This is a genomic window from Alienimonas californiensis (assembly GCF_007743815.1).
GTDB lineage: Bacteria > Planctomycetota > Planctomycetia > Planctomycetales > Planctomycetaceae > Alienimonas > Alienimonas californiensis.
In genome coordinates this window covers 16,619-35,268 of the sequence record NZ_CP036265.1, presented here as the reverse complement: position 1 = coordinate 35,268, position 18,650 = coordinate 16,619, and the positions used below count along the sequence as shown (strand labels likewise).

Below are 18,650 nucleotides of genomic sequence, written 5' to 3'. Positions count from 1 at the left end.
ACTCAGCGGGCGATGGCGGTCGTCGCGGCGAACAATTCCTCCTCTTCTGGCTCCCGGTAGCCGGGTTGGCCCTCGGGCGGCAATTCGATGCGGCCCTCGCTGACGAGGTCGTACACGCCCCCGCCGATCGGCGCGGCGAACTGGCGAAACCAGATCATCGCGGCGACGTTCGGCTGCGGGTTGTACAACCGCACGTCCACGCCCTGTTCCTGCCAGTCGTACAACATCCCGAAGAATCCGCTGGGGATGTATTTGACGTGCGAGAGGTCCACGCCGACGGCGGTGCGGCCCTCGGCGGTGATCAACAAACTGAGCGATTCGCGGAGCAGGGACAGGTCCGCCCCGTCCCAAATATCAATCCGGCCGAGGTCAAGAACGTGATAGCCCTCGCGATCGTCAATCGTGACGCGGTCGAAGCGATTAGCCATGGGTGGGTGGTGGTCGGAGGAGGTCGTGATCTGGAAGGGTGCTTCCAAAAGTCGCAACTCGCGGACCGAACCCGGATTTCATGGCGGTAAGTGGTTGTAAGCTTCTGTGCGTCAGTGAGTTAGGGTTTTTATGCCCACTCTGGGGGTGAATCCGTGCGTTCAGAAGTGTGCGGTTCTTGCAACGTAAGGAGTACGGAGTGTTGCGTTTCTGAAACACTCCGGTCATCGCTGCCGGCTCGGTGGCCGACGGCGGGGGGTTCTCTAGAATCCTGCGTCCCGGATCGCCGTGCGTTGATCCGGCCTCGTTCTCCCGTCACCTCGCCCGTATCCGAGAGTCCGCCCCCGTGAGCGCCGCCCCGTCCGTCGACCCGACCACCGCCGCGGGTCCGGCCCACCAAGTGGGCATCGGCGTGCCGGACGCCGTCACGGAGCTGCCGTCCCCCGGCAGCCCGGAGTGGGTGCATCGGTTCTATTTCGACCCGAACAGCAGCGACCCCGCCGGGCCGGCGCCGGCGGAGTCCGTGGAGAAGTGTCGGGCGATGCTCGACGCTCACGTGCGGGCGATGGTGCAGTGGCACTTCAGCCCGGAGACCGGCAGCCCGTTTTGGCTGGAGAAGGCGAAGACCTACGACTTCGACCCGCGGTCGATCACGGACTTCGATGGGCTCAAGCAGTTCCCCATCTTCGAGGACGACTGGCTCCGCGGCGGGCCGGTGCGGCGGTGGCTGCCCAAGGGGCTGGAGGGCAAGCCGCTGTACGTCTTTGAAACCGGCGGCACCACCGGCACCCCCAAGAGCCGCCTCGTCGCCGAGGATCATTGGATCGACTACGAACTGTTCTCCGACACCCTGCCGGAGGACAAGTTCCCCATGGGTAGCGACTGGCTGATGCTCGGCCCGTCCGGCCCGCGGCGGCTGCGGCTCGCGGTGGAGCACCTCGCCCAGTACCGCGGCGGCCTGGCCTTCTGCGTGGACCTCGACCCGCGGTTCGTCGTGAAAAGCTTGAAGGCCGGAAAGGCGGACGTTGCCAAGGACTACCAGAAGCACGTGATCGATCAGGCGTGGATCGTGCTGACCAGCGGCCACAACGTGAAGTGCCTCTTCACCACCCCCAAACTGCTGGAATCCCTGGCGATGCGGGCCTTGGACGAGGGCACCAGCCTCGCCGAAATGGGCGTCACCGGCATCTTCGGCGGCGGCACGGAGTTCACCCCCCAGTGGTACAAGTTCGCCACGGAGGAACTGCTGGAAGGGAACGTCTACCTGACCCCGACCTACGGCAACACGCTGATGGGCCTGGCCTGCGGCAAGCCGTTCGCCGCCGAGGACAACTACAAGATCACCTATTACGCCCCCCAGCCGCGGGCCGTCACGGAGGTGGTGAACTTCGACGACCACACCCAGGCCGTCGACTACGGCGAGACCGGCCGCGTGAAGCTGTACACCCTGACCCCGGAGCTGTTCATCCCCGGCTTCCTGGAGCGGGACGAAGGCGAACGCGAACAGCCCTGCGGCAAGTACCCCTGGGACGGCGTCAGCGGCGTCCGGCCGTATCACGTCTTCGCCAAGAAGACGACGGTGGGGGTGTATTGATGGGGCTGCCGAACGTCTCCGAACCGTCGATCGATCCCCGGGCGGGGGAGCAACGCCCCTTCACGGAGGAAGAGCGGGCGGAGATCGTCCGCCGCGGGAACGAGATCTTCGAGCGGGACGTCCGGCCGACCCTTCCGCCCAATCCGCCGAATCACTTTATATTAATCGACGTGAACGGCGGGGGATGGGAGATCGATCCAGACTACGTCGCCGCCAGCGACCGCCTCTACGCACGATTTCCAAACGCCTGCGGCTATGCGAGGCGACTGGCGACTCGTTGGGTTGAGCAGTGGCGATGAGCGAATCAATCGCCGGCGTGGTGCTCGACCGGGACCCGCTGATCAAACTCGTGCTGTACGCCACGGACGGAGCGACGCGGACGGAAACAGCCGTCGTCGACACCGGCTATCAAGGGGCGGTGGCGGCGCCTGACGCTGTGTTCGATCGCGTCCGACGCGGACGGGCGACCCCGGTCGCGGTTCGACTGGCGGACGGCACGACGTTTGAACGACGGGCGGCCGTCGCCGAGGTGCAGTGGTGCGGTGAGCGAGTCCGCACCCGGATTCTCGGCGGGGCCTCCCAGGTGTTGGTGGGCATGGAACTCCTCGCCCACCACCGCCTCACCGTCGACTGCGTCGAAGGCGGCCCTGTGACGATTGAACCGCTCTCGCGGTAACCTGTCTGAACCCTGAGATTTTACCCCGCGTCAATTCCATGCTCGAACTGCCCGTTCTCCGCTTCGGCACGCCGTACGAATCCCTCGAAAAGACGCAGGTCAAAAACTTCGAGACCGGCGAAGTCCTCGCCGAGGTGCACCAGGCGAACGCCGGCGTCGTCCGCATGGACATGCGTAAGGCGCACAAGGCCCGGGCCGCCCTGCGGGAGATCGATCCGCGGGACCTCGTCAAGATGTGCGGCGAGGCCGGCGACTATTACCTCAACGGCACGCTGGAGGTCGGCACCGGCACGCAGTCGCAGGACGACTTCTGCGCCCTGCAATCCGCCAGCACCGGCCTGCCGGTCGAAATGTGCCGGGCGAACATGCACAAGGCGGCGTTCGTCCTGAAGGAGATGGACAACATCCTCGACGCCCTCACCCGCGGCCTGCCGCTGGACGTGCTGGCGAAGGGCTACGGCGTGGAGGACCGCGGCGTCACGGTCAGCTATCAGGCAAACAGTCCGGTCCTCGGCTGCGTGCTGCCCAGCAACAGCCCTGGCGTGCACACCCTCTGGCTGCCGGTCATCCCGATGCAGATCGGGCTGGTCCTCAAGCCCGGCTCCACGGAGCCCTGGACGCCCTACCGCATGCAGGCCGCCTTTGTGAAGGCCGGCATCCCGGCCGAAGCGATCGGCCTGTACCCCGGTCCGCACGAGGTCGGCGGGGCGATCACCGAACTCTGCCAGCGGGCGATGATCTTCGGCTCGCAGAAGACTGTGGAGCAGTACGCCGGCAACCCGGGCGTGCAGGTGCACGGCGCCGGCTTCTCCAAGATCCTCTTCGGCGAGGACAAGATCGACGACTGGGAGCAGTACCTCGACCTGATGGAGACCAGCATCTACGCCAACAGCGGCCGCGGGTGCATCAACGCCAGCAGCATCTACGCTCCCCGCCACGGCGCCGAGATCGCCGACGCCCTCGCCCAACGGCTCGCCAGACACGAGCCGAAGGCGATGGCCGACCCCGACGCCGGCCTGTCCGCCTTCACGACCGAGGGCGTCGCCGAGGCCGTCTCCGGCATGATCGACGACGAACTGAAGACCCCCGGGGCGGAGGAGGTCACCGCGAAGTACCGCAGCGGCGACCGGCTGGTGAAGAAGGGGTCGCACGACTTCCTCAAGCCGACCGTGATCCACTGCGACAGCCCGGACCACCCGCTGGCGAACGCGGAGTACATGTTCCCGTTCGTCTCGGTCGTGGACTGCCCGCAGGGGGAGATGATCAAGAAGATCGGCTTCACGCTGGTCTGCACCGCCCTGACCGACGACGCGGATTTCCGGGATCAGTTGTTGGACGCCACGCACATCGACCGGTTGAACATCGGCCCGGTGCCCACGATCGCCCTGAACTGGCTCCAGCCCCACGAGGGGAACATCGTCGAATTCCTGTACCGCGCCCGGGCCTTCCAGACGCAAGCCCCTGTCCCGGTGGTGCAGCAGTTGGAATCGACCTCGGCCTGACCCGCCAAGGCGTTTCCCGCCGCGGATTCCGGACCGCCCCGGCCCGCCGCCGCCCGTCGGCGTGACGGGGGCGGGCGACGGTCGCGGGGGCGAAGCCCGGATCGGTACCGTCGGCGGGTCATGCTTCGCTTCAAAATCGCCGATTCGCCGGGGGAATTCGAGCAGATCCACCGGCTGAACCATCGCACCTTCGCCGGCGAGATCCCCCAGCACGAACCGCGGGCCGACGGGCGGCTGGTCGATCGGTTCCACGACGAAAACCTCTACGCCGTCGCCCTGCGTGAGGACGAAGGGGGCGGAGCACGGGTCGTGGGGATGCTGGCCCTGCGGGGGCGGCGGCCGTTTTCGCTCGACGGGAAGCTGCCGGACCTCGACGCTCGGCTCGCCCGGCTGCCGGCCCACCGCCGGCCGTGTGAAATCCGGCTGCTGGCGATCGAAGCCGGAGAGCGGGGCGGGGCGGCGTTTCGCGGGCTGGCCGAAACGCTGCTGCCGGCGGCGCTGGCGGCGGGATACGACCTCGCCCTCATCTCCGGCACGCCGCGGCAGGCCCGGCTGTATCGGCACGTCGGGTTCGAGCCCTTCGGGGACCCGGTCGGAACCGCGGCGGCGCCGTATCAGCCGATGTTCCTCACCCCCGCCGCCCTGCGCCGGGGCGGCCGAGCGTTGCGCGGAACCCTGCCGAGTGCCCGGGCGGCGGCGGACGCCCCGACGGCGGCGGTTGCCCCGCGGGTGAACCTGCTGCCGGGGCCGGCGCCGCTGTCGCCGGCGGTGCGGGCCGCGTTGGGAGGGACGGAGCGGTCGCACCGTGAGCCGGCCTTTCGTGACGAACTGGATCGGCTGCGGAACGGACTGTGCGCGCTGGCCGGCTTCCGGCGGGGCGGGGGGGCGGACGTGCAGATCCTCATGGGCTCCGGAACGACGGCGAACGACGCGGTCGCCGGGCAGTTGTCGCGGGAACCGGGACCGGGGTTGGTCTGCGCGAACGGGGAGTTCGGCGATCGCTTGATCGATCACGCCGTACGGTGGGGATTGGAGCACGCGGTGCATCGCCGGCCGTGGGGGGAGGCCTTCGCCCCGGAGGCGCTGCGAACCGCGGCGGCCGGCGCCCGCTGGATCTGGGCAGTGCACGGCGAGACCAGTGCCGGCCTGCTCAACGATTTAGAGACGCTGACGGCCGTCGCCGCCGAGAGCGCGGCGGCCTTGGCCGTCGACGCAATCAGTTCGTTGGGGGCCACGCCGGTCGATCTGGCCGGCGTGCGGTGGGCGACGTCCGTCAGCGGGAAGAGCCTGTGCGGGCCGCCGGGGTTGGCCTTCGTGTTTCACTCCGAACCGCCGGCTCCGCCGGGCCGCTTGCCGCGGGCGCTGGACCTCGGGCAATACGCGGCGTGCGGAGGCGTGCCGTTCACGCTGTCCTCCGCCTTGGTGGCGGCCACGGCGACGGCGTTGGACGAATGCGCGGCTCCTGGCCGGTTCGCAGAGGTCGCGGCGCTGACGGAGCGCCTGCTCGGCCGGTTGTCCGAGACGGGACTGAGGTCGGTCGCCGCGGGGACGCAGTTGCCGGGAGTGGTGTCGGTCGCCATGCCGCCGGGGGGCCGCTTCGGGGTGTGGGTCGAACGGTTGGCGGAGGCGGGATTCCTGGTGAACCGCAGCGGGCACCTGGCGGAGCGGGGCTGGGTGCAGTTCGCAGTGGTCGGTCGGCCGAGGCCGGCGGACGTGGATCGGCTGGCGGAGTTCCTCGCCGATCTCTCCGGTTGCGATCTCTGCGGCTGCGAAGGGTGACTGTGCGGTCCGCATGGCCGTCGATTGGGGGGATGTGCCGGTCCTGCCGGCGGTTCGGTTCAGGGATACGTCGTGGGCGGCCGATGATCCGTCACGACCGTCCCCGCCCGCACGACCGGACCGCGCCCGCCGGGCCGGTCGGCCGGGGGCCGCCACTCCCCCCGGAGCCGCCCGATGTCTGTCGCTCGCACCGCCCGCCCGACCGCCTCGGGGCACGCGGGCTCCGGTTCGGCCGATCTCCGGGCCCTCCGGCGGTCCGCTCGTTGGCGACGGTTCGTCGGCGCCGGGGCCTTATTCGCCCTGCCGGCGCTGGGTTGGGCGCAGGACGGGGCCGGCGCCCCGCCGCTCGCGGCCTCAGCGACCGGAATCGCCGCGCCCGAATCGGCCGCCTCCGCGGCCGCAGCGGGGATCCTCGAGAGCACGGCGGGCGAGTCCGTCGTGCGGCTCTCCGAGCCCCGTACGAAAACCGAGATCGTCAAGACCTACGCCAAGCGGGTGTTGCTCCCGCCGGGCATGAAGTGGACGGACGCCGGCGGGTTCGACGAGAACGTCGTCACCGTCACCGCGGAGGACAACGCCTCCCTGCGGCTCTACGCCGCCAGCCCGGGCGTCACGCAGGTCGACCTGTTGGCCGTCGACGCCGACGGCATCCAGCGGACGTTCTCGATTGAAGTGCTCGTCACCGCCGACGCCCGGGCCCTGCAGGCGGCGATCAACCGGCTGTTCCCCGGCACCGCGGTGGAGGTCTACGGCCTGACCGACACCAGCGTGGTGCTCCGCGGCTGGATCACCCGGCCGGAGCAGGTGTCCCAGATCGTCGAAGTCGCCAGCCAGTACTTCCCGCCGGAGAACATCCTGAACCAGATGCGGGTCGCCGCCCCGCAGCAGGTTCAGCTGAACGTCGTGTTCATGGAGGTGCAGCGGAGCAAGGCCCAGGAGATGGGCATCAACCTCAGTTGGTTCGGCGAGGACGGGTTCTTCAGCAGCACCGTCGGCGACGTCGTCCCGCTGGCGGGCATCGGCGGGGTGGGCTCCGGCAACACCGGCCTGCCGCTGGGCGGCTCGCCGAGCCTGCAGTTCCCGGCGGCCGCCATCGCCAATCCGACCCTCGCCGCGGGCGTCGTCAGCAGTTCCGGCGTCTTCCAGGCGTTCGTGCGGGCCCTGCGGGAAGAACGCCTGCTGAAGGTCCTCAGCGAGCCGGTGCAGGTCGCCAGCAACGGGCGGCCCAGCTACTTCCAGGCGGGCGGCGAATTCCCGATCCCCATTCCGCAGGGCCTCGGCAGCGTCGGCATCGAGTACCGCCCCTACGGCGTGGAGCTGTCCGCGGTGCCGATCATGCTCGGCGGCGGCCGCGTCCGGCTGGAACTGGCCGCGAGCGTCTCCGACCTGGACTTCTCCCGCGGCACGACGATCTCCGGCACCACGGTGCCCGGCCTCTCCCAGCGCCAGACGAACACGCAGGTCGAACTGGAGTTCGGCAAAACGCTGATGATCGCCGGCCTGATCCAGAACACCCAGCAGGCCGCCGCCCAGAAGGTGCCGTTCCTAGGCGAACTGCCCGGCATCGGCGCGGCGTTCCGGCGGGTGAAGTACGAGGAGGCCGAGACCGAACTGGTCATCCTCGTCACCCCGCACCCGGTCGCCGGGCTGAACCCCCACGAGGTGCCCTGCGGCGGGCCCGGCCGCTCCTCCGCCGCCCCGACCACCCGCGAACTGTTCCACCTGGGCATCATCGAGGCGCCCGGGTCCGACCCCTGCGGCCCCGGCAGCGCCCCCGGCTGCGGCCCGGTCTGCCATGCCGGCGGGTACGCCGGCGAGGGCTATCCCGCCGCTCAGGTCGCCCCACAGGCGTACGGGGCGCCCGTTCCGCAGCACTACGGCCAGCCCGGCCCCGCCAGCTTCGCCCCGCAACACGGTTTCGCGCCGGAACACCGCTTCGCCCCGCCGCATTCGTCGATCGACGGCGGCTTCGAGTTGATGCCGAACGCGATGCCGGCTCCGGCGGGCAGTCCGAATCTTGCCCTCCCGCAGTCCGCCCCGGGCTGGGCCGCCCCGTCCCGGGCGACCCCCGCGCCCGGCGCCCCCGGCCTGCCGGGTCTGCCGATCGAACCGGCCCCCGCTCCGGTGCCGACCGAGGACGACCCGGACGCCGCCCCGAACGCCGGCGCCGCCCCGAACGCCGGCGCCGGCCCGAGCCGGGAAGCGAATCGCTTCGCCCCCCAATACGCCCCGGCGCCGCAGCGCTCCGCGATGGCGCCGACGTCGTACGCCCCGCGGGCCCTCGGCGGCGTCCAGCCGGCCGGCGGCGTGCAGGCCGGCGCCCCCCATGTCGTGCCGGCCGCCTATCAGCACGCCTTCCCGCCGGCGGCCCCGGCCGAGGAGGCGTCCGCCGCCCCCGGCTTCACGTCCGGCTTCGGCACGTTCGGAACCGGCCGCGTGACGGCCCCGCCGCCGACCCGTCGCTGATCCGCTGCTGAGGCGCCGCAGAGGCGCCGCCCGGTCTCCCGGCGCGGCGACTGGATTGACCGCCGCTCCCCGATTCCTCCCGCACGCGTCTCCGGCGTGGCGCATCCTTCCGGCTGACGCCCCTTCCGCGTCCCGCGCCCCCGGGCTGATCCCGCCCCCTTCCACCCTCCCGCACTACGATGAACGACGTCACCCGCCTGGCGCTGGTCGACCCGGACGATCGAACTCGCCGGGACGTGAAGAACCTGTTGCTGGGCCTGGATATGGTTTGGCTGGAGGCGGAGACCGGCCGCTACGAAGGCTTCGAGGACACCGTCGCCCAGAGCCGCCCCGACCTGGCGCTGGTCGCCCTGGACGGCGATCCGCAGCGGGCGCTGGCGCTGGTGAACCGCATCACCCACGAGGTGCCGGACTGCACCGTGATGACGGTCTCCGCCAGCCAGGAGGGCAGCCTGATCCTGCAGGCGATGCGGGCCGGGGCGAAGGAGTTTTTGTCTCACCCCCTGAAAATTGACGACTTCATCGCGGCCCTGGACCGCATCCGCCAGTCCGGCGGGGGCGGCGGGGAGGACGGCAAACCGGCCCGCGGCAACCGCGTGATCGCCGTCGCCGGCGTCAGCGGCGGCGTGGGCTGCACCAGCCTGGCGGTGAACCTCGGCTGCGCTCTCGCCGAGGACGTCCATAACAGCGTGACCGTCATCGACCTCGACCTCGCCCTCGGCGACGCCGACGTCTGGCTCGACATTATTCCCGACTACACCATTCAGGACGTCGCCGAGAACCTTTCCCGGTTGGATTACTCGCTGCTCAAACGCAGCCTGACCCGGCACGACTGCGGGGCGTTTTTATTGCCGCGCCCGGTTCAGATGGAAGAAATGGTCACCATGGGCGCCGAAGACCTGAAACGGGTCATTGCGCTGCTGCGGGCGACGTTCAGCCACCTCGTGATCGATATCGGCAAGAGCTACGGGGCGCTGGATCAAACGGTGCTGGACGCCGCGGATGACATTCTGCTCGTCTGCCAACTCGACCTGCCGGCGCTGCGGAACGTCGTGCGGGTGCTGCAATACCTGGACCTGCAGGACAAAAACGCCCCGAAGGTGAAGATCGTTCTGAACCGCATGGGGCTGACGGACCGGCAGATCAGCGTCTCCAAGGCGATGGAGACGATCGGTCGGGAGGTCTATTGGAAGCTGCCGAACGATTACGGCACGATGATCGAGAGCCGTAACAACGGCGTGCCACTGATCACCCACGCCCCGACCAGCCGCCTGACCGAAAGCATCCGCGGCCTCGCCGCGAAGTTGGACGGCGCCGACGCCGCCCCCGCCGCTGTGGTGAAGGGGAGCTCCAAGAGCCTGTTCCGGTTCCTGTCGAAGGCGAAGGGCTGAGCCGCGTGGATCGCCGTGATTAAATATCTCGGCTCCAAGCGCACGCTGCTCCCCGAACTTTTGGCCGTCGTGGAGCGGCTGGCGGCGGCGGTGCGGGGTGCCGGGGCGAGTTCTCGGCCGGAAGCTCCGGCGGCGACGGTCGCCGATCTGTTCAGCGGCACGGCCCGGGTGGGGCATGCGCTGAAGGGGGCCGGGTATCGCGTGCTGTCCAACGATCACAACGTCTACGCGGCGACGTTGGCCCGCTGCTACGTGCAGGCGGACGCCGAGGAGGTCGCCGAACCGGCCGCCGCGCTGGTGCGGGAGTTCAAAGTCCTGCCGGGCCGTCCCGGTTACTTCACGGAGACGTTCTGCGAACGCAGCCGGTTCTTCCAGCCGCACAACGGGGCGCGGGTGGACGCCATCCGGGAGGCGATCGCCGCGAAGGCCCTGCCGCCGGAGTTGGAGGCGGTGATGCTGGTCTCGCTGATGGAAGCCGCCGACCGCGTCGACTCCACGACGGGCCTGCAGATGGCCTATCTAAAGAGCTGGGCGAAGCGGAGCGGCAACGACCTTGAACTGCGCGTCCCGGCCGTCCTGCCGCGGGCGGCGGGCGGGAAGGGCCGGGCGACCTGCCTGGAAGCCGTCGACGCCGCCGCGGCGTTCGCCGACCCGGTCGAGGGCGGGTGCGACGTGGTGTATCTCGATCCGCCGTACAATCAACATTCCTACCTCGGCAATTATCACGTCTGGGAATCGCTGGTCCGGTGGGACAAACCGCCGGTCTACGGCGTGGCCTGCAAACGCACGGACGTGCGGGAGCGGAAAAGCGACTTCAATTCCCGCCCCCGCTGCGCCGCGGCGTTTCGCGAGGTGCTGGACACGCTGCACGCCCCCGCGGTGGTCGTCTCCTTTAACGACGAAGGCTATCTCGCCCGGCCGGACCTGGAGGCGATGCTGGGCGCCCTCTGGGGCGGGCGAGGACGGGTCACGACGCTCTCCCACGATTTTAAACGCTACGTCGGCGCTCAGATCGGCATTCACGACTTGAACGGGCGGAAGGTCGGCCGGGTCGGCAAGTTGCGGAACACGGAATATATTTACGTCGCCACCCGAGAGGACGTCGCCGCTTGTCTGGGACCGCTCGACGACCTGACCGCCGCGGCGATCGACCCGCAGAAGTCATTCTTCTAAACACCGTGAGCGGTCAGCCAGGCGATTCCAGCACGCCGGGGCGGCGGAGGGTCGTGTCGGCGACGCACACTTTGACCCGCGGCCAGTCCTCCATGCCGGTGATTGGATCCGCAGGGCCGTCCGCCGTCACCAGGGCGGTGTCGCAGAGGGCCGCGGGGCCGATTCGCGGTTGCCAGACTAGCGGGACGCCGGGCCGCAGCGTTTCGGCGGCGTCCGGGCCGAGGATCGCCTCGGTCGGGGCGAAGCCGGTTCGCAGGGCGACGGGAGCGGATTCCCAATCGGCGGCAGGGCCGGTCGTCTCGTAGACCCGGGCGACCGACGCCCAAACCTCCGGCCAGGCGACGCCGGCCCGGGCATGGTGCAGCCCTGCGGCCTGCACCTGGGCGGCGCGGCCGTGCGCGGCGAGCAACGCCGCCCGCTCCTGCAGGGGCAGGGCGGGGAAGGCGACCGTGCGGCCGCAGTGGGCGTGCAGGCCGCCCCGCCGCCCCACCGCCCGCAGGGCGAGGCGTTGCAGCACGGGGCGGCGGTCGAAGGCGTAGTGCGGCTGGTCGTCCGCCCGGCCGTCGCCCGCGGCCCGGATCAGCGCCGGCGTGATCCCGCGACGCAGCAGACGGTGGGCGACCTCGCCGACGAAGTCGGCTTCGGTGCGGCCCGGTTTTGCCCCGCGGCAGGTGGCCTCGACGGCGTGGGCGACGTCCGCCCCCAGCTCCGCCAGCGCCGCTGCGTCCGCCGGGTCCGGGGCGGCCCGCAACTCCGCCAGCGCGGCCCGCAGATCGGTCGCCGCGTCCGCGGGTTCCTCGAAGCCCCGCGGCCGGTCGACCCCCACCACCCGGCCGCGGCACAGATCGCACAGCAGCTCCGCCCGCGGCTGGCGCCAGGGGCGCTGTTTGAGCTGGAACCCTAGCCCGGGCAGTTCGCGGTCGAACAGGTGGGGGCTGTCGGCGTCGGTGCAGACGAGCACCCGCGAGCGCCGCGTGAGGAACACCGCGGCCGCCGTCTCGCCGCCGTCCGCCGCCCCGGAGGCGCCGCCGGAGAGGTCCGCCCCGCAGGTGATCCAGGCGAGGTTCGCCGGTTCGGTCAGCAGCACGGCGTCGAGGCCGCGGGCCTCGATCAACTCCGCGACCGCCTCCTGCCGGGCCTGGGCGCAGTCGAGCCGCCGGGCGTTGAAGATGTCCAATTCCGCGCTGTTCGCCGAGTGCGACATCGGGCGGGGGGACGACTTCGTGGGAGGAGCGTGGGGGCGGCGAAGGGGGAAGGGTAACCTGTGAGGTCCCCCGCTCGCCCCCGGGCGTTCGCCCGTCGTCGCGTCATTCCCCGCCCCCGTTCCCCCTCCCTGCCCGGTGGCCCACACCGAAGCCGACCGCGACGATCTGTTCGCCGAAGCCGTCGCGCTCGTGCGGCGGGCGGAGCATGTCGTGCCTGGTTTGCCGGACGAGCAGAACCCCGTCGTCGCCGGCCTCCACCTCAACGGCCGCGTGAGCGTCTACTGCGGGGGAACCGTCGCCGACCACTTCGACCCCGCCGGCCGGCTGGCCCGGGCGTTCCGCACTGATGCGGAAGGAACGCCGCGGCTATACCGCTCCCAGGGCGACACGCTGGCCGAACTGGTGCGGCGCCGCTCCGAGACCGGCACGACGCTGGTGCGGCGGGACCTGGGGCCCGGGGAACTGGCGGCGTTTCTCGCGGCGACCCGCGCCCGGCTGGCCGTCCTCGCCGCCGGTTTGGCCGGCCCGGAGGCTTCGCGACGGGTCGCCGGGGAGGATCCGAGTTCGGATCTCAGCGCTTTCTTCGCCGTCGCCTTGCCGGCCGACGGCCCCCTCGCTCCAAGATTCAAAGGCAAACGATGAGCCAAACCCGCCTCATCCTCGGCTGCGGCTACCTCGGCCGGCGGGTCGCCGTCCGCTGGCAGGAGGCGGGGCACCGCGTCGTCTGCCTGACCCGCTCGCCGGAAACCGCCGCGGAGTTCAAGCGCCGCGGCTGGGAGGCGGTCGTGGGCGACGTGACGGACGCCGCGTCGCTGGAAGCCCTGCCGACGCCGGACGTCGTGCTGCACGCGGTCGGCTACGACCGCTCCTCCGATCGGTCCCGGGAGGAGGTCGCGGCGCTGGGGACGGAGAATGCGTGGAACAGCCCCGCCGGCGGGGCTCGAAGGTACATCTATATTTCTACCACCGGCGTCTACGGGCAGACCGACGGGGAATGGATCGACGAAGAGAGTCCGACGGAACCGGACAGCGACGGCGGGCGGGCGAACCTCGCTGCGGAGCAGGTCGTGCGGTCCCGCTTCGGCGGCCGGTCGGGCGTCGGCGTCGTCTTGCGACCCAGCGGCATCTACGGCCCCGGCCGGGTGATGAGGTCTGCCGAGCAGGTTCGGGCCGGCGAACCGGTCCGCGGCCGGGCAGAGGCCTGGCTGAACCTCGTCCATGTGGACGACCTCGCCTCCGCGGTCTGCCTGGCGGCGGACGCGGCCGAGCCGGATGATTTATACCTCGTGTCCGACGACCGCCCGCTGACGCGGCAGGAATATTACGGCCTGCTCGCCGAACGGTTCGGCGGCCCCCCGCCGACCTTCACCGGCGCCGGCGGGCGAGTCGAGGGCCTCGGCAAGCGGTGCCGCAGCGACCGGATCAGGGCCGATCTCGGCTGGGCGCCGCGGTTCCCCACCGCGGCGGAGGGGCTGGCAGACGCCCTACGCTCTCCCGAATCCCGATGAGGCGTCGCATCGGTGGTGAGCCCGGAGCGCAAGCTCCGGCCGTCGGCGCAGCCGGCGTTGGAACGCACGGCCGGAGCTTACGCTCCGGGCTCACTATTCAAACCCACGAGGCGTTCTGCGGTTCATTCTAACGTGCCGCCGGGGCGGCCTTGCGGCCGTCCAACGCGCGCAGCGGGAACAACGCGCTCGGTTCGTGTTCCCGCTCCATCACCGCGATCAGCTCGGCGAGCTTCTGCGGGTGGGCGTCCGCGACGTCGGTCGATTCTGTCGGGTCGTCGGCGAGGTTGTAGAGCTCCGTCTTGATCGGCTCGCCCGGCTTCACCTTCGACAGGCCGGTGCGGACCGCTTTCCAATCGCCGACGCGCACGGCCTGCTGGCCAGTGTAGGCGGGAAACTCCCAATACAAAAACTCCGGCGCCGGTTGGGGTTCGCCGCGGAGCGTGGGGGCGAAGGAGACGCCGTCGATCTCCGCGGCGAGGCCTTCCGGGAGTTCGCCGCCGGTCAGGTCGGTCAGCGTGGGCAGCCAGTCGGCGAAATAGGTCGGCCGGTCGCTGACCGTTCCGGGGGCGACGACGCCGGGCATCCGCACGATCGCTGGTTCCCGAAGGCCGCCCTCGTAGATGCTGCCCTTGCGGCCGCGGAAGCCGCCGGCGGAGTTGAAGTAGTCGCTGTCGGCCCCGCCGAGGCGGTCGTAGACCGGGCCGTTGTCGCTGGTGAAGACCACCAGCGTGTTCTCCGTCAGGCCCAGTTCGTCCAGCCGGTCCAGCAGTTCGCCGACCTGCCGGTCGATCCGCGTGACCATCGCCGCGTACGCCGCCCGCGGGGTGGGGTGCTTGAGATAGGCGGTGTGTTTGTAGTCCTCCTCCTCGATCGTCCGGCGGTACTCGGCGAGGCTCGGTTCGTCCTCCGGCACCTGCAGGGAGAGGTGGGTGGTGACCAGCGGAAGATAGAGGAAGAACGGTTCGTCCCTGTTTGCCGTGACGAACTCGTCGGCGACGCGGAAGAATTCGTCCTGCGAGTAGGTCTCCCCGTGCAGGGTGCGATCGTTGCCGGGGTAGCGGATCTGCTCGCGCCCGTCGGCCGTCATGTCCCACAAGAAGCGGGGGAAGTGGTTGTGGGCGTGCCACTGGCAGACGTAGCCGAAGAAGCGATCGAAGCCCTGCTGCGTCGGGTCGCCCGTGCTGCCCTCCCAGCCGAGGCCCCACTTGCCCGCGGCGGCGGTGGCGTAGCCGCGGCTCTGGAACAGCTCCGCGACGGTGACGGCGTCGGCCGGGATTGGGTTCTGGCCGGGGAACAGGCCGCGGGCTTCGTCTTTCACCCGGCTCTTCGGAAAGCCGTTGCCGCGGATGTAGGAATGCCCGGCGTGCATGCCGGTCATCAAACTGCACCGGGCCGGGGCGCAGACGGGGAAGCCGCTGTAATGAGCGGTCAGCTTCATCCCCGCGGCGGCGAGGGCGTCCAGCCGCGGAGTCTGGATGATCTCTTGCCCGAAGCAGCCCAGATCGCCCCAGCCCAGATCGTCGCACATGATGAAGACTACGTTCGGCGGGGCGGCCGAGGCGGTCTGAGCGGAGGTTTGCTGCGGCGCTGCGGCGGGAGCGTCGGCGGCGGGCAGCGCGGCGGCGAGAGCGGCGATCAGGGGCAGGAGCATGACGGGGCTCTTTCAGCGGGGTCTCTGGCAAGGTGCGAACGCGACGTCAGTATGCCCGCATGCCCGCCTCTTCGCCCAACCCGCCGCTCGCCGCGCCGACCCGCGACGCGTCCGCACCGCGGGGCGCCGCCGCCGATTCCGAACCGCACGCCGCCGGCGGTCGTCGTCGGCGGTTCCGCCTGCGGCGGCCGCGGTTGCCGATCCCGCACGTCGCCCGCTTGGCGAACCCGTTCCGTCGAGGTCAGGTGACGCGTCGGGCATTGCACACCTCCCCCGGCACCGTGCGGGCCGATCCGTCGGCGCCCATCCCCACGCTGACCGGCGTCGGCTACGGCCCGTCCGCCGAGACGGGGGGGACGCTCACGGAGGTGACGTTCAAGTCCCCCGCGGAGATCCCCGACTTCCTCGACGCCCACCGGGTCGCCTGGGTGAACGTCGACGGACTGGGCGCCACGTGGATCCTGAACGCGTTGGGCGAGGTGTTCGGTCTGCATCCGCTGGAACTGGAGGACGTCACCCACACCCATCAGCGGGCCAAGTTGGAGGAATACCCGGACCATTTATTCGTGGTCGCCGACATGGTCAAGCCGGTCCCCCCGGATCCCGAGGCGGACCCCGATCACGTCGACGGCCCCGTCTATAAAACGGAGCAGATCAGCATGTTCCTCGGCAGGAACTGGGTGCTGACCTTTCAGGAGGAGCCCGGCGACTGCTTCGACCCGTTGCGGGAGCGCCTCAAACGCAAACGCGGCCGCAGCCGCGATTGCGGGGCGGACTATCTATTTTACGCCCTGATCGATGCCGTGCTGGACGGATACTTTCCGGTCGTGGAGTCGCTGGGCGATCGACTGGAAAGGCTGGATCAACAGATCTCCGACCGCTCCGGCCGCGGCGTGGTGGGCCGGCTGCACCGGCTCCGCGGCGAGTTATTAGTGGTGCGGAAACTGCTCTGGCCGCACCGGGAGATGACGAACGCCCTGCTGCGGGACCGGGAGCTGATCACCCCTGCCACGCAGGTCTTCCTGCGGGACGCCCACGACCACGCCCAGCAATTATTGGAACTCGCCGAGACCTACCGCGAGCTGTGCAGCGACCTGCGGGACTTTCATTACGCCCAGGTCAACACCCGCAGCGGGGAGGTGACGAAGGTGCTGACGATCGTCGCCACGATCTTTATTCCGCTCTCGTTCGTGGCGGGGCTGTGGGGGATGAACTTCGACACGAAATACCGCTATAATATGCCCGAACTGGAGTGGGCTTACGGCTACCCGTTCGCCCTGGCGACGATGGCCGGAATCGCCTTCGGCCTGCTGTTCTTCTTCTGGCGGATGGGCTGGCTGCGGCGGGAGGAATAGGGAATAGGGAATAGGGAATAGGGAATAGGGAATAGGGGATCGGGGGGCGTCAGTCCCTCGAGCGGTTACGATGAACACCCATGCCCCGCACCGCTCCCGCCGCTGAATCTCCCTCTGAAGAGGACGACGACGCCCTCGCCGGCGTGCTGGATCAGTTGTTGGAGGACGCCGAGGCCGGGCGGGCGGTGGATCTCGAGGCGGCCTGCCGGCGGCACCCGGAGTTCGCCCAGGAACTGCGGGAGTTATTCAACACCGCCGGGCTGATGCGGGAATTCCTGCCCTCCGGGGAAGCGTCGGACGACGGTTCGAGCCGGAACGACTTGGCCGAGACGGTCTCCGCCGGAAGGCAGACGCGGTCCGATCGTCCCGCCGCCAAACCCCGTAACGCGCCGGAGCCGCCGCCGGGTTATGAGCTGAGGGAAGAATTAGGCCGCGGGGGGATGGGCGTGGTTTATCGGGCGTATCAGACCGAGCCGGGCCGGGAGGTGGCCCTGAAGATGATCCGGCAGGCGGCGCTGGCCAGTCCGGAGGACGCCGCCCGCTTCCGCCGCGAGGCCGAGGCGACCGCCCGGCTGGACGACCCGCACATCGTCCCGGTATTCGAAGTCGGCGGGTTTGACGGACCGGACGGCGGGCTGGGCGGCGACGCGTCGCCGTTCTTCAGCATGCGGCTGATCGAGGGCTCCACGCTGGACGCCGAACTCCGCAAGGGCCCCCGACCGCCGCGGGAGCTGGCCGCCATGCTGGCGCCGGTCGCCCGGGCGGTGGACACCGCCCACCGGGCCGGCGTGCTGCACCGGGATTTGAAGCCCTCGAACATCCTGCTCGACCGCGTCGGCCGGCCGTTCGTCACGGACTTCGGACTCGCCGGCCGGGTCCCGCGGCCGTTCCCTGCAACGGCGGACGCGGCGGAGCAGGGGACGGCGAAGTCCCCCGCACACGGCATGGGCGAGGATGGCCCAACGCTGACCCAGCCGGGGGCGATCCTCGGCACGCCGGCCTGGATGAGCCCGGAGCAGGCCTCCAGCCGCCGGGAGGCGATCGGCCCCGCCAGCGATGTCTATTCCCTCGGGGCGATCCTCTATGCCGGATTGACCGGTCGGCCGCCGTTCTCCGGGGAGACGCCCGCCGAGACGGTGATGCGGGTGCTCGAAAGCGAACCCCGCCGCCCCCGCCGCCTCAACGAGGACGCCGACCCGGACCTCGAATTGATCGCTCTCAAGTGCCTGCAAAAACCGCAGGACCTCCGCTATCACAGCGCCGCGGCGCTGGCGGACGATTTGGAAGCGTATCTCGCAGGGGAGCCGGTCAGCGCCCGCGGGGGGCGGTTCACGGACCTCGTCCATCGCACCTTTCGGGAGACGCACCACGCCCCGATCATGGAGAACTGGGGCCTGCTCTGGATGTGGCACGCCGCCGTGCTGGTGGCGCTCTGCTTCGTGACGAATTTATTGCAGATCAACGGCGTCGATTATCGGCCGACGTACGTCCTCATGTGGACCGCGGGGCTGGGGGCCTGGGCGGCGGTCTTCTGGAGCCTGCGGCGGCGCTCCGGGCCGATCAGCTTCGTGGAACGGCAGATTGCCCACGTCTGGGCCGCCAGCATGGCCAGCAGTAGTTTGCTGTTCGCGATCGAATGGCTGCTCGGGATGCCGGTGCTCTATCTCTCGCCGGTGCTGGGCCTGATCGCCGGTGCGGTGTTCTTCGCCAAGGCCGGCATGCTCAGCGGGGCGCTCTACGTCCCCGCGGTGGCCCTGTTCGCCCTGAGCCCGCTGATGGCTTGGATGGAACGCAACCTCCCCCGCGAACACGACCCCGGCGTGCTGCTGTTCGGACTGGTGACCGCCGCCGGGTTCTTCTGGCCGGGGTGGAAGTATCGCAAGTGAGCCCCGGGACGCACGCCGCCTAGCGGCGACGGCGAAGC

15 protein-coding genes are annotated in these 18,650 nt (G+C 70.1%); 12 read left to right on the top strand and 3 right to left on the bottom strand.

Features of this window, described 5'->3' with window-relative positions; translation table 11 throughout:
• Positions 1 to 2: 2 nt before the first annotated feature.
• Positions 3 to 428 (bottom strand): STAS domain-containing protein, encoded by a 426-nt coding sequence (locus tag CA12_RS00145; RefSeq protein ID WP_145356581.1) that lies wholly within the window; start codon positions 426 to 428, stop codon positions 3 to 5.
• 539 nt (positions 429 to 967) lie between these two features.
• Here CA12_RS00145 and CA12_RS00140 point away from each other — a divergent pair.
• The 8 genes from CA12_RS00140 to CA12_RS00105 all read left to right on the top strand — a co-directional run bounded on the left by CA12_RS00140 (position 968) and on the right by CA12_RS00105 (position 11,007).
• Entirely contained in the window at positions 968 to 2,020 is a 1,053-nt protein-coding gene (locus CA12_RS00140) for a hypothetical protein (RefSeq protein ID WP_145361200.1), read from the top strand.
• On the top strand, positions 2,020 to 2,319 hold the full coding sequence (locus CA12_RS00135; RefSeq protein ID WP_145356580.1) for a restriction endonuclease subunit S domain-containing protein: 300 nt from the start codon (positions 2,020 to 2,022) through the stop codon (positions 2,317 to 2,319). The genes CA12_RS00140 and CA12_RS00135 overlap by 1 nt, the downstream gene beginning before the upstream one ends.
• Complete coding sequence (locus CA12_RS00130; protein ID WP_145356579.1) at positions 2,316 to 2,696, top strand: pepsin/retropepsin-like aspartic protease family protein; 381 nt, start codon at positions 2,316 to 2,318, stop codon at positions 2,694 to 2,696. The genes CA12_RS00135 and CA12_RS00130 overlap by 4 nt, the downstream gene beginning before the upstream one ends.
• 38 nt (positions 2,697 to 2,734) lie before the next feature.
• The gene (locus CA12_RS00125) at positions 2,735 to 4,198 is read left to right on the top strand and encodes an aldehyde dehydrogenase family protein (RefSeq protein ID WP_145356578.1); all 1,464 of its coding nucleotides are present in this window, start codon (positions 2,735 to 2,737) and stop codon (positions 4,196 to 4,198) included.
• A 120-nt stretch (positions 4,199 to 4,318) separates the two neighbouring features.
• Positions 4,319 to 5,977 carry an aminotransferase class V-fold PLP-dependent enzyme gene (locus CA12_RS00120; RefSeq protein WP_145356577.1) on the top strand — a complete coding sequence of 553 codons (1,659 nt, stop codon included), beginning with the start codon at positions 4,319 to 4,321 and terminating at the stop codon, positions 5,975 to 5,977.
• Between the two features lie 174 nt (positions 5,978 to 6,151).
• The gene (locus CA12_RS00115; protein WP_145356576.1) at positions 6,152 to 8,443 is read left to right on the top strand and encodes a type II and III secretion system protein family protein; all 2,292 of its coding nucleotides are present in this window, start codon (positions 6,152 to 6,154) and stop codon (positions 8,441 to 8,443) included.
• A 179-nt stretch (positions 8,444 to 8,622) separates the two neighbouring features.
• Positions 8,623 to 9,834 (top strand): AAA family ATPase, encoded by a 1,212-nt coding sequence (locus CA12_RS00110; RefSeq protein ID WP_145356575.1) that lies wholly within the window; start codon positions 8,623 to 8,625, stop codon positions 9,832 to 9,834.
• A 15-nt stretch (positions 9,835 to 9,849) separates the two neighbouring features.
• Positions 9,850 to 11,007 carry a DNA adenine methylase gene (locus CA12_RS00105; protein WP_145356574.1) on the top strand — a complete coding sequence of 386 codons (1,158 nt, stop codon included), beginning with the start codon at positions 9,850 to 9,852 and terminating at the stop codon, positions 11,005 to 11,007.
• 13 nt (positions 11,008 to 11,020) lie between these two features.
• Here the strand turns inward: CA12_RS00105 and CA12_RS00100 are convergent, their stop codons facing one another.
• Positions 11,021 to 12,211 carry a M24 family metallopeptidase gene (locus CA12_RS00100; RefSeq protein WP_145356573.1) on the bottom strand — a complete coding sequence of 397 codons (1,191 nt, stop codon included), beginning with the start codon at positions 12,209 to 12,211 and terminating at the stop codon, positions 11,021 to 11,023.
• 136 nt (positions 12,212 to 12,347) lie between these two features.
• Here CA12_RS00100 and CA12_RS00095 point away from each other — a divergent pair, with 136 nt between their 5' ends.
• Both CA12_RS00095 and CA12_RS00090 read left to right on the top strand, forming a co-directional pair.
• The gene (locus tag CA12_RS00095; protein WP_145356572.1) at positions 12,348 to 12,854 is read left to right on the top strand and encodes a hypothetical protein; all 507 of its coding nucleotides are present in this window, start codon (positions 12,348 to 12,350) and stop codon (positions 12,852 to 12,854) included.
• A complete protein-coding gene (locus CA12_RS00090) occupies positions 12,851 to 13,720 on the top strand; it encodes an SDR family oxidoreductase (protein ID WP_145356571.1) in 870 nt (289 codons plus the stop codon). Before CA12_RS00095 ends, CA12_RS00090 begins: the two co-directional genes overlap by 4 nt.
• A gap of 127 nt (positions 13,721 to 13,847) precedes the next feature.
• On the opposite strand, the gene CA12_RS00085 is transcribed toward CA12_RS00090, so the two are convergent.
• Positions 13,848 to 15,371 carry an arylsulfatase gene (locus CA12_RS00085; protein WP_145356570.1) on the bottom strand — a complete coding sequence of 508 codons (1,524 nt, stop codon included), beginning with the start codon at positions 15,369 to 15,371 and terminating at the stop codon, positions 13,848 to 13,850.
• Between the two features lie 59 nt (positions 15,372 to 15,430).
• Between CA12_RS00085 and corA the strand changes: the two genes are divergently transcribed.
• Positions 15,431 to 16,726, top strand: coding sequence for a magnesium/cobalt transporter CorA (gene corA, locus CA12_RS00080; RefSeq protein ID WP_145356569.1), 1,296 nt, complete (start codon positions 15,431 to 15,433; stop codon positions 16,724 to 16,726).
• Between the two features lie 80 nt (positions 16,727 to 16,806).
• Positions 16,807 to 18,612 (top strand): serine/threonine-protein kinase, encoded by a 1,806-nt coding sequence (locus tag CA12_RS00075; protein WP_145356568.1) that lies wholly within the window; start codon positions 16,807 to 16,809, stop codon positions 18,610 to 18,612.
• Positions 18,613 to 18,650 lie beyond the last annotated feature (38 nt).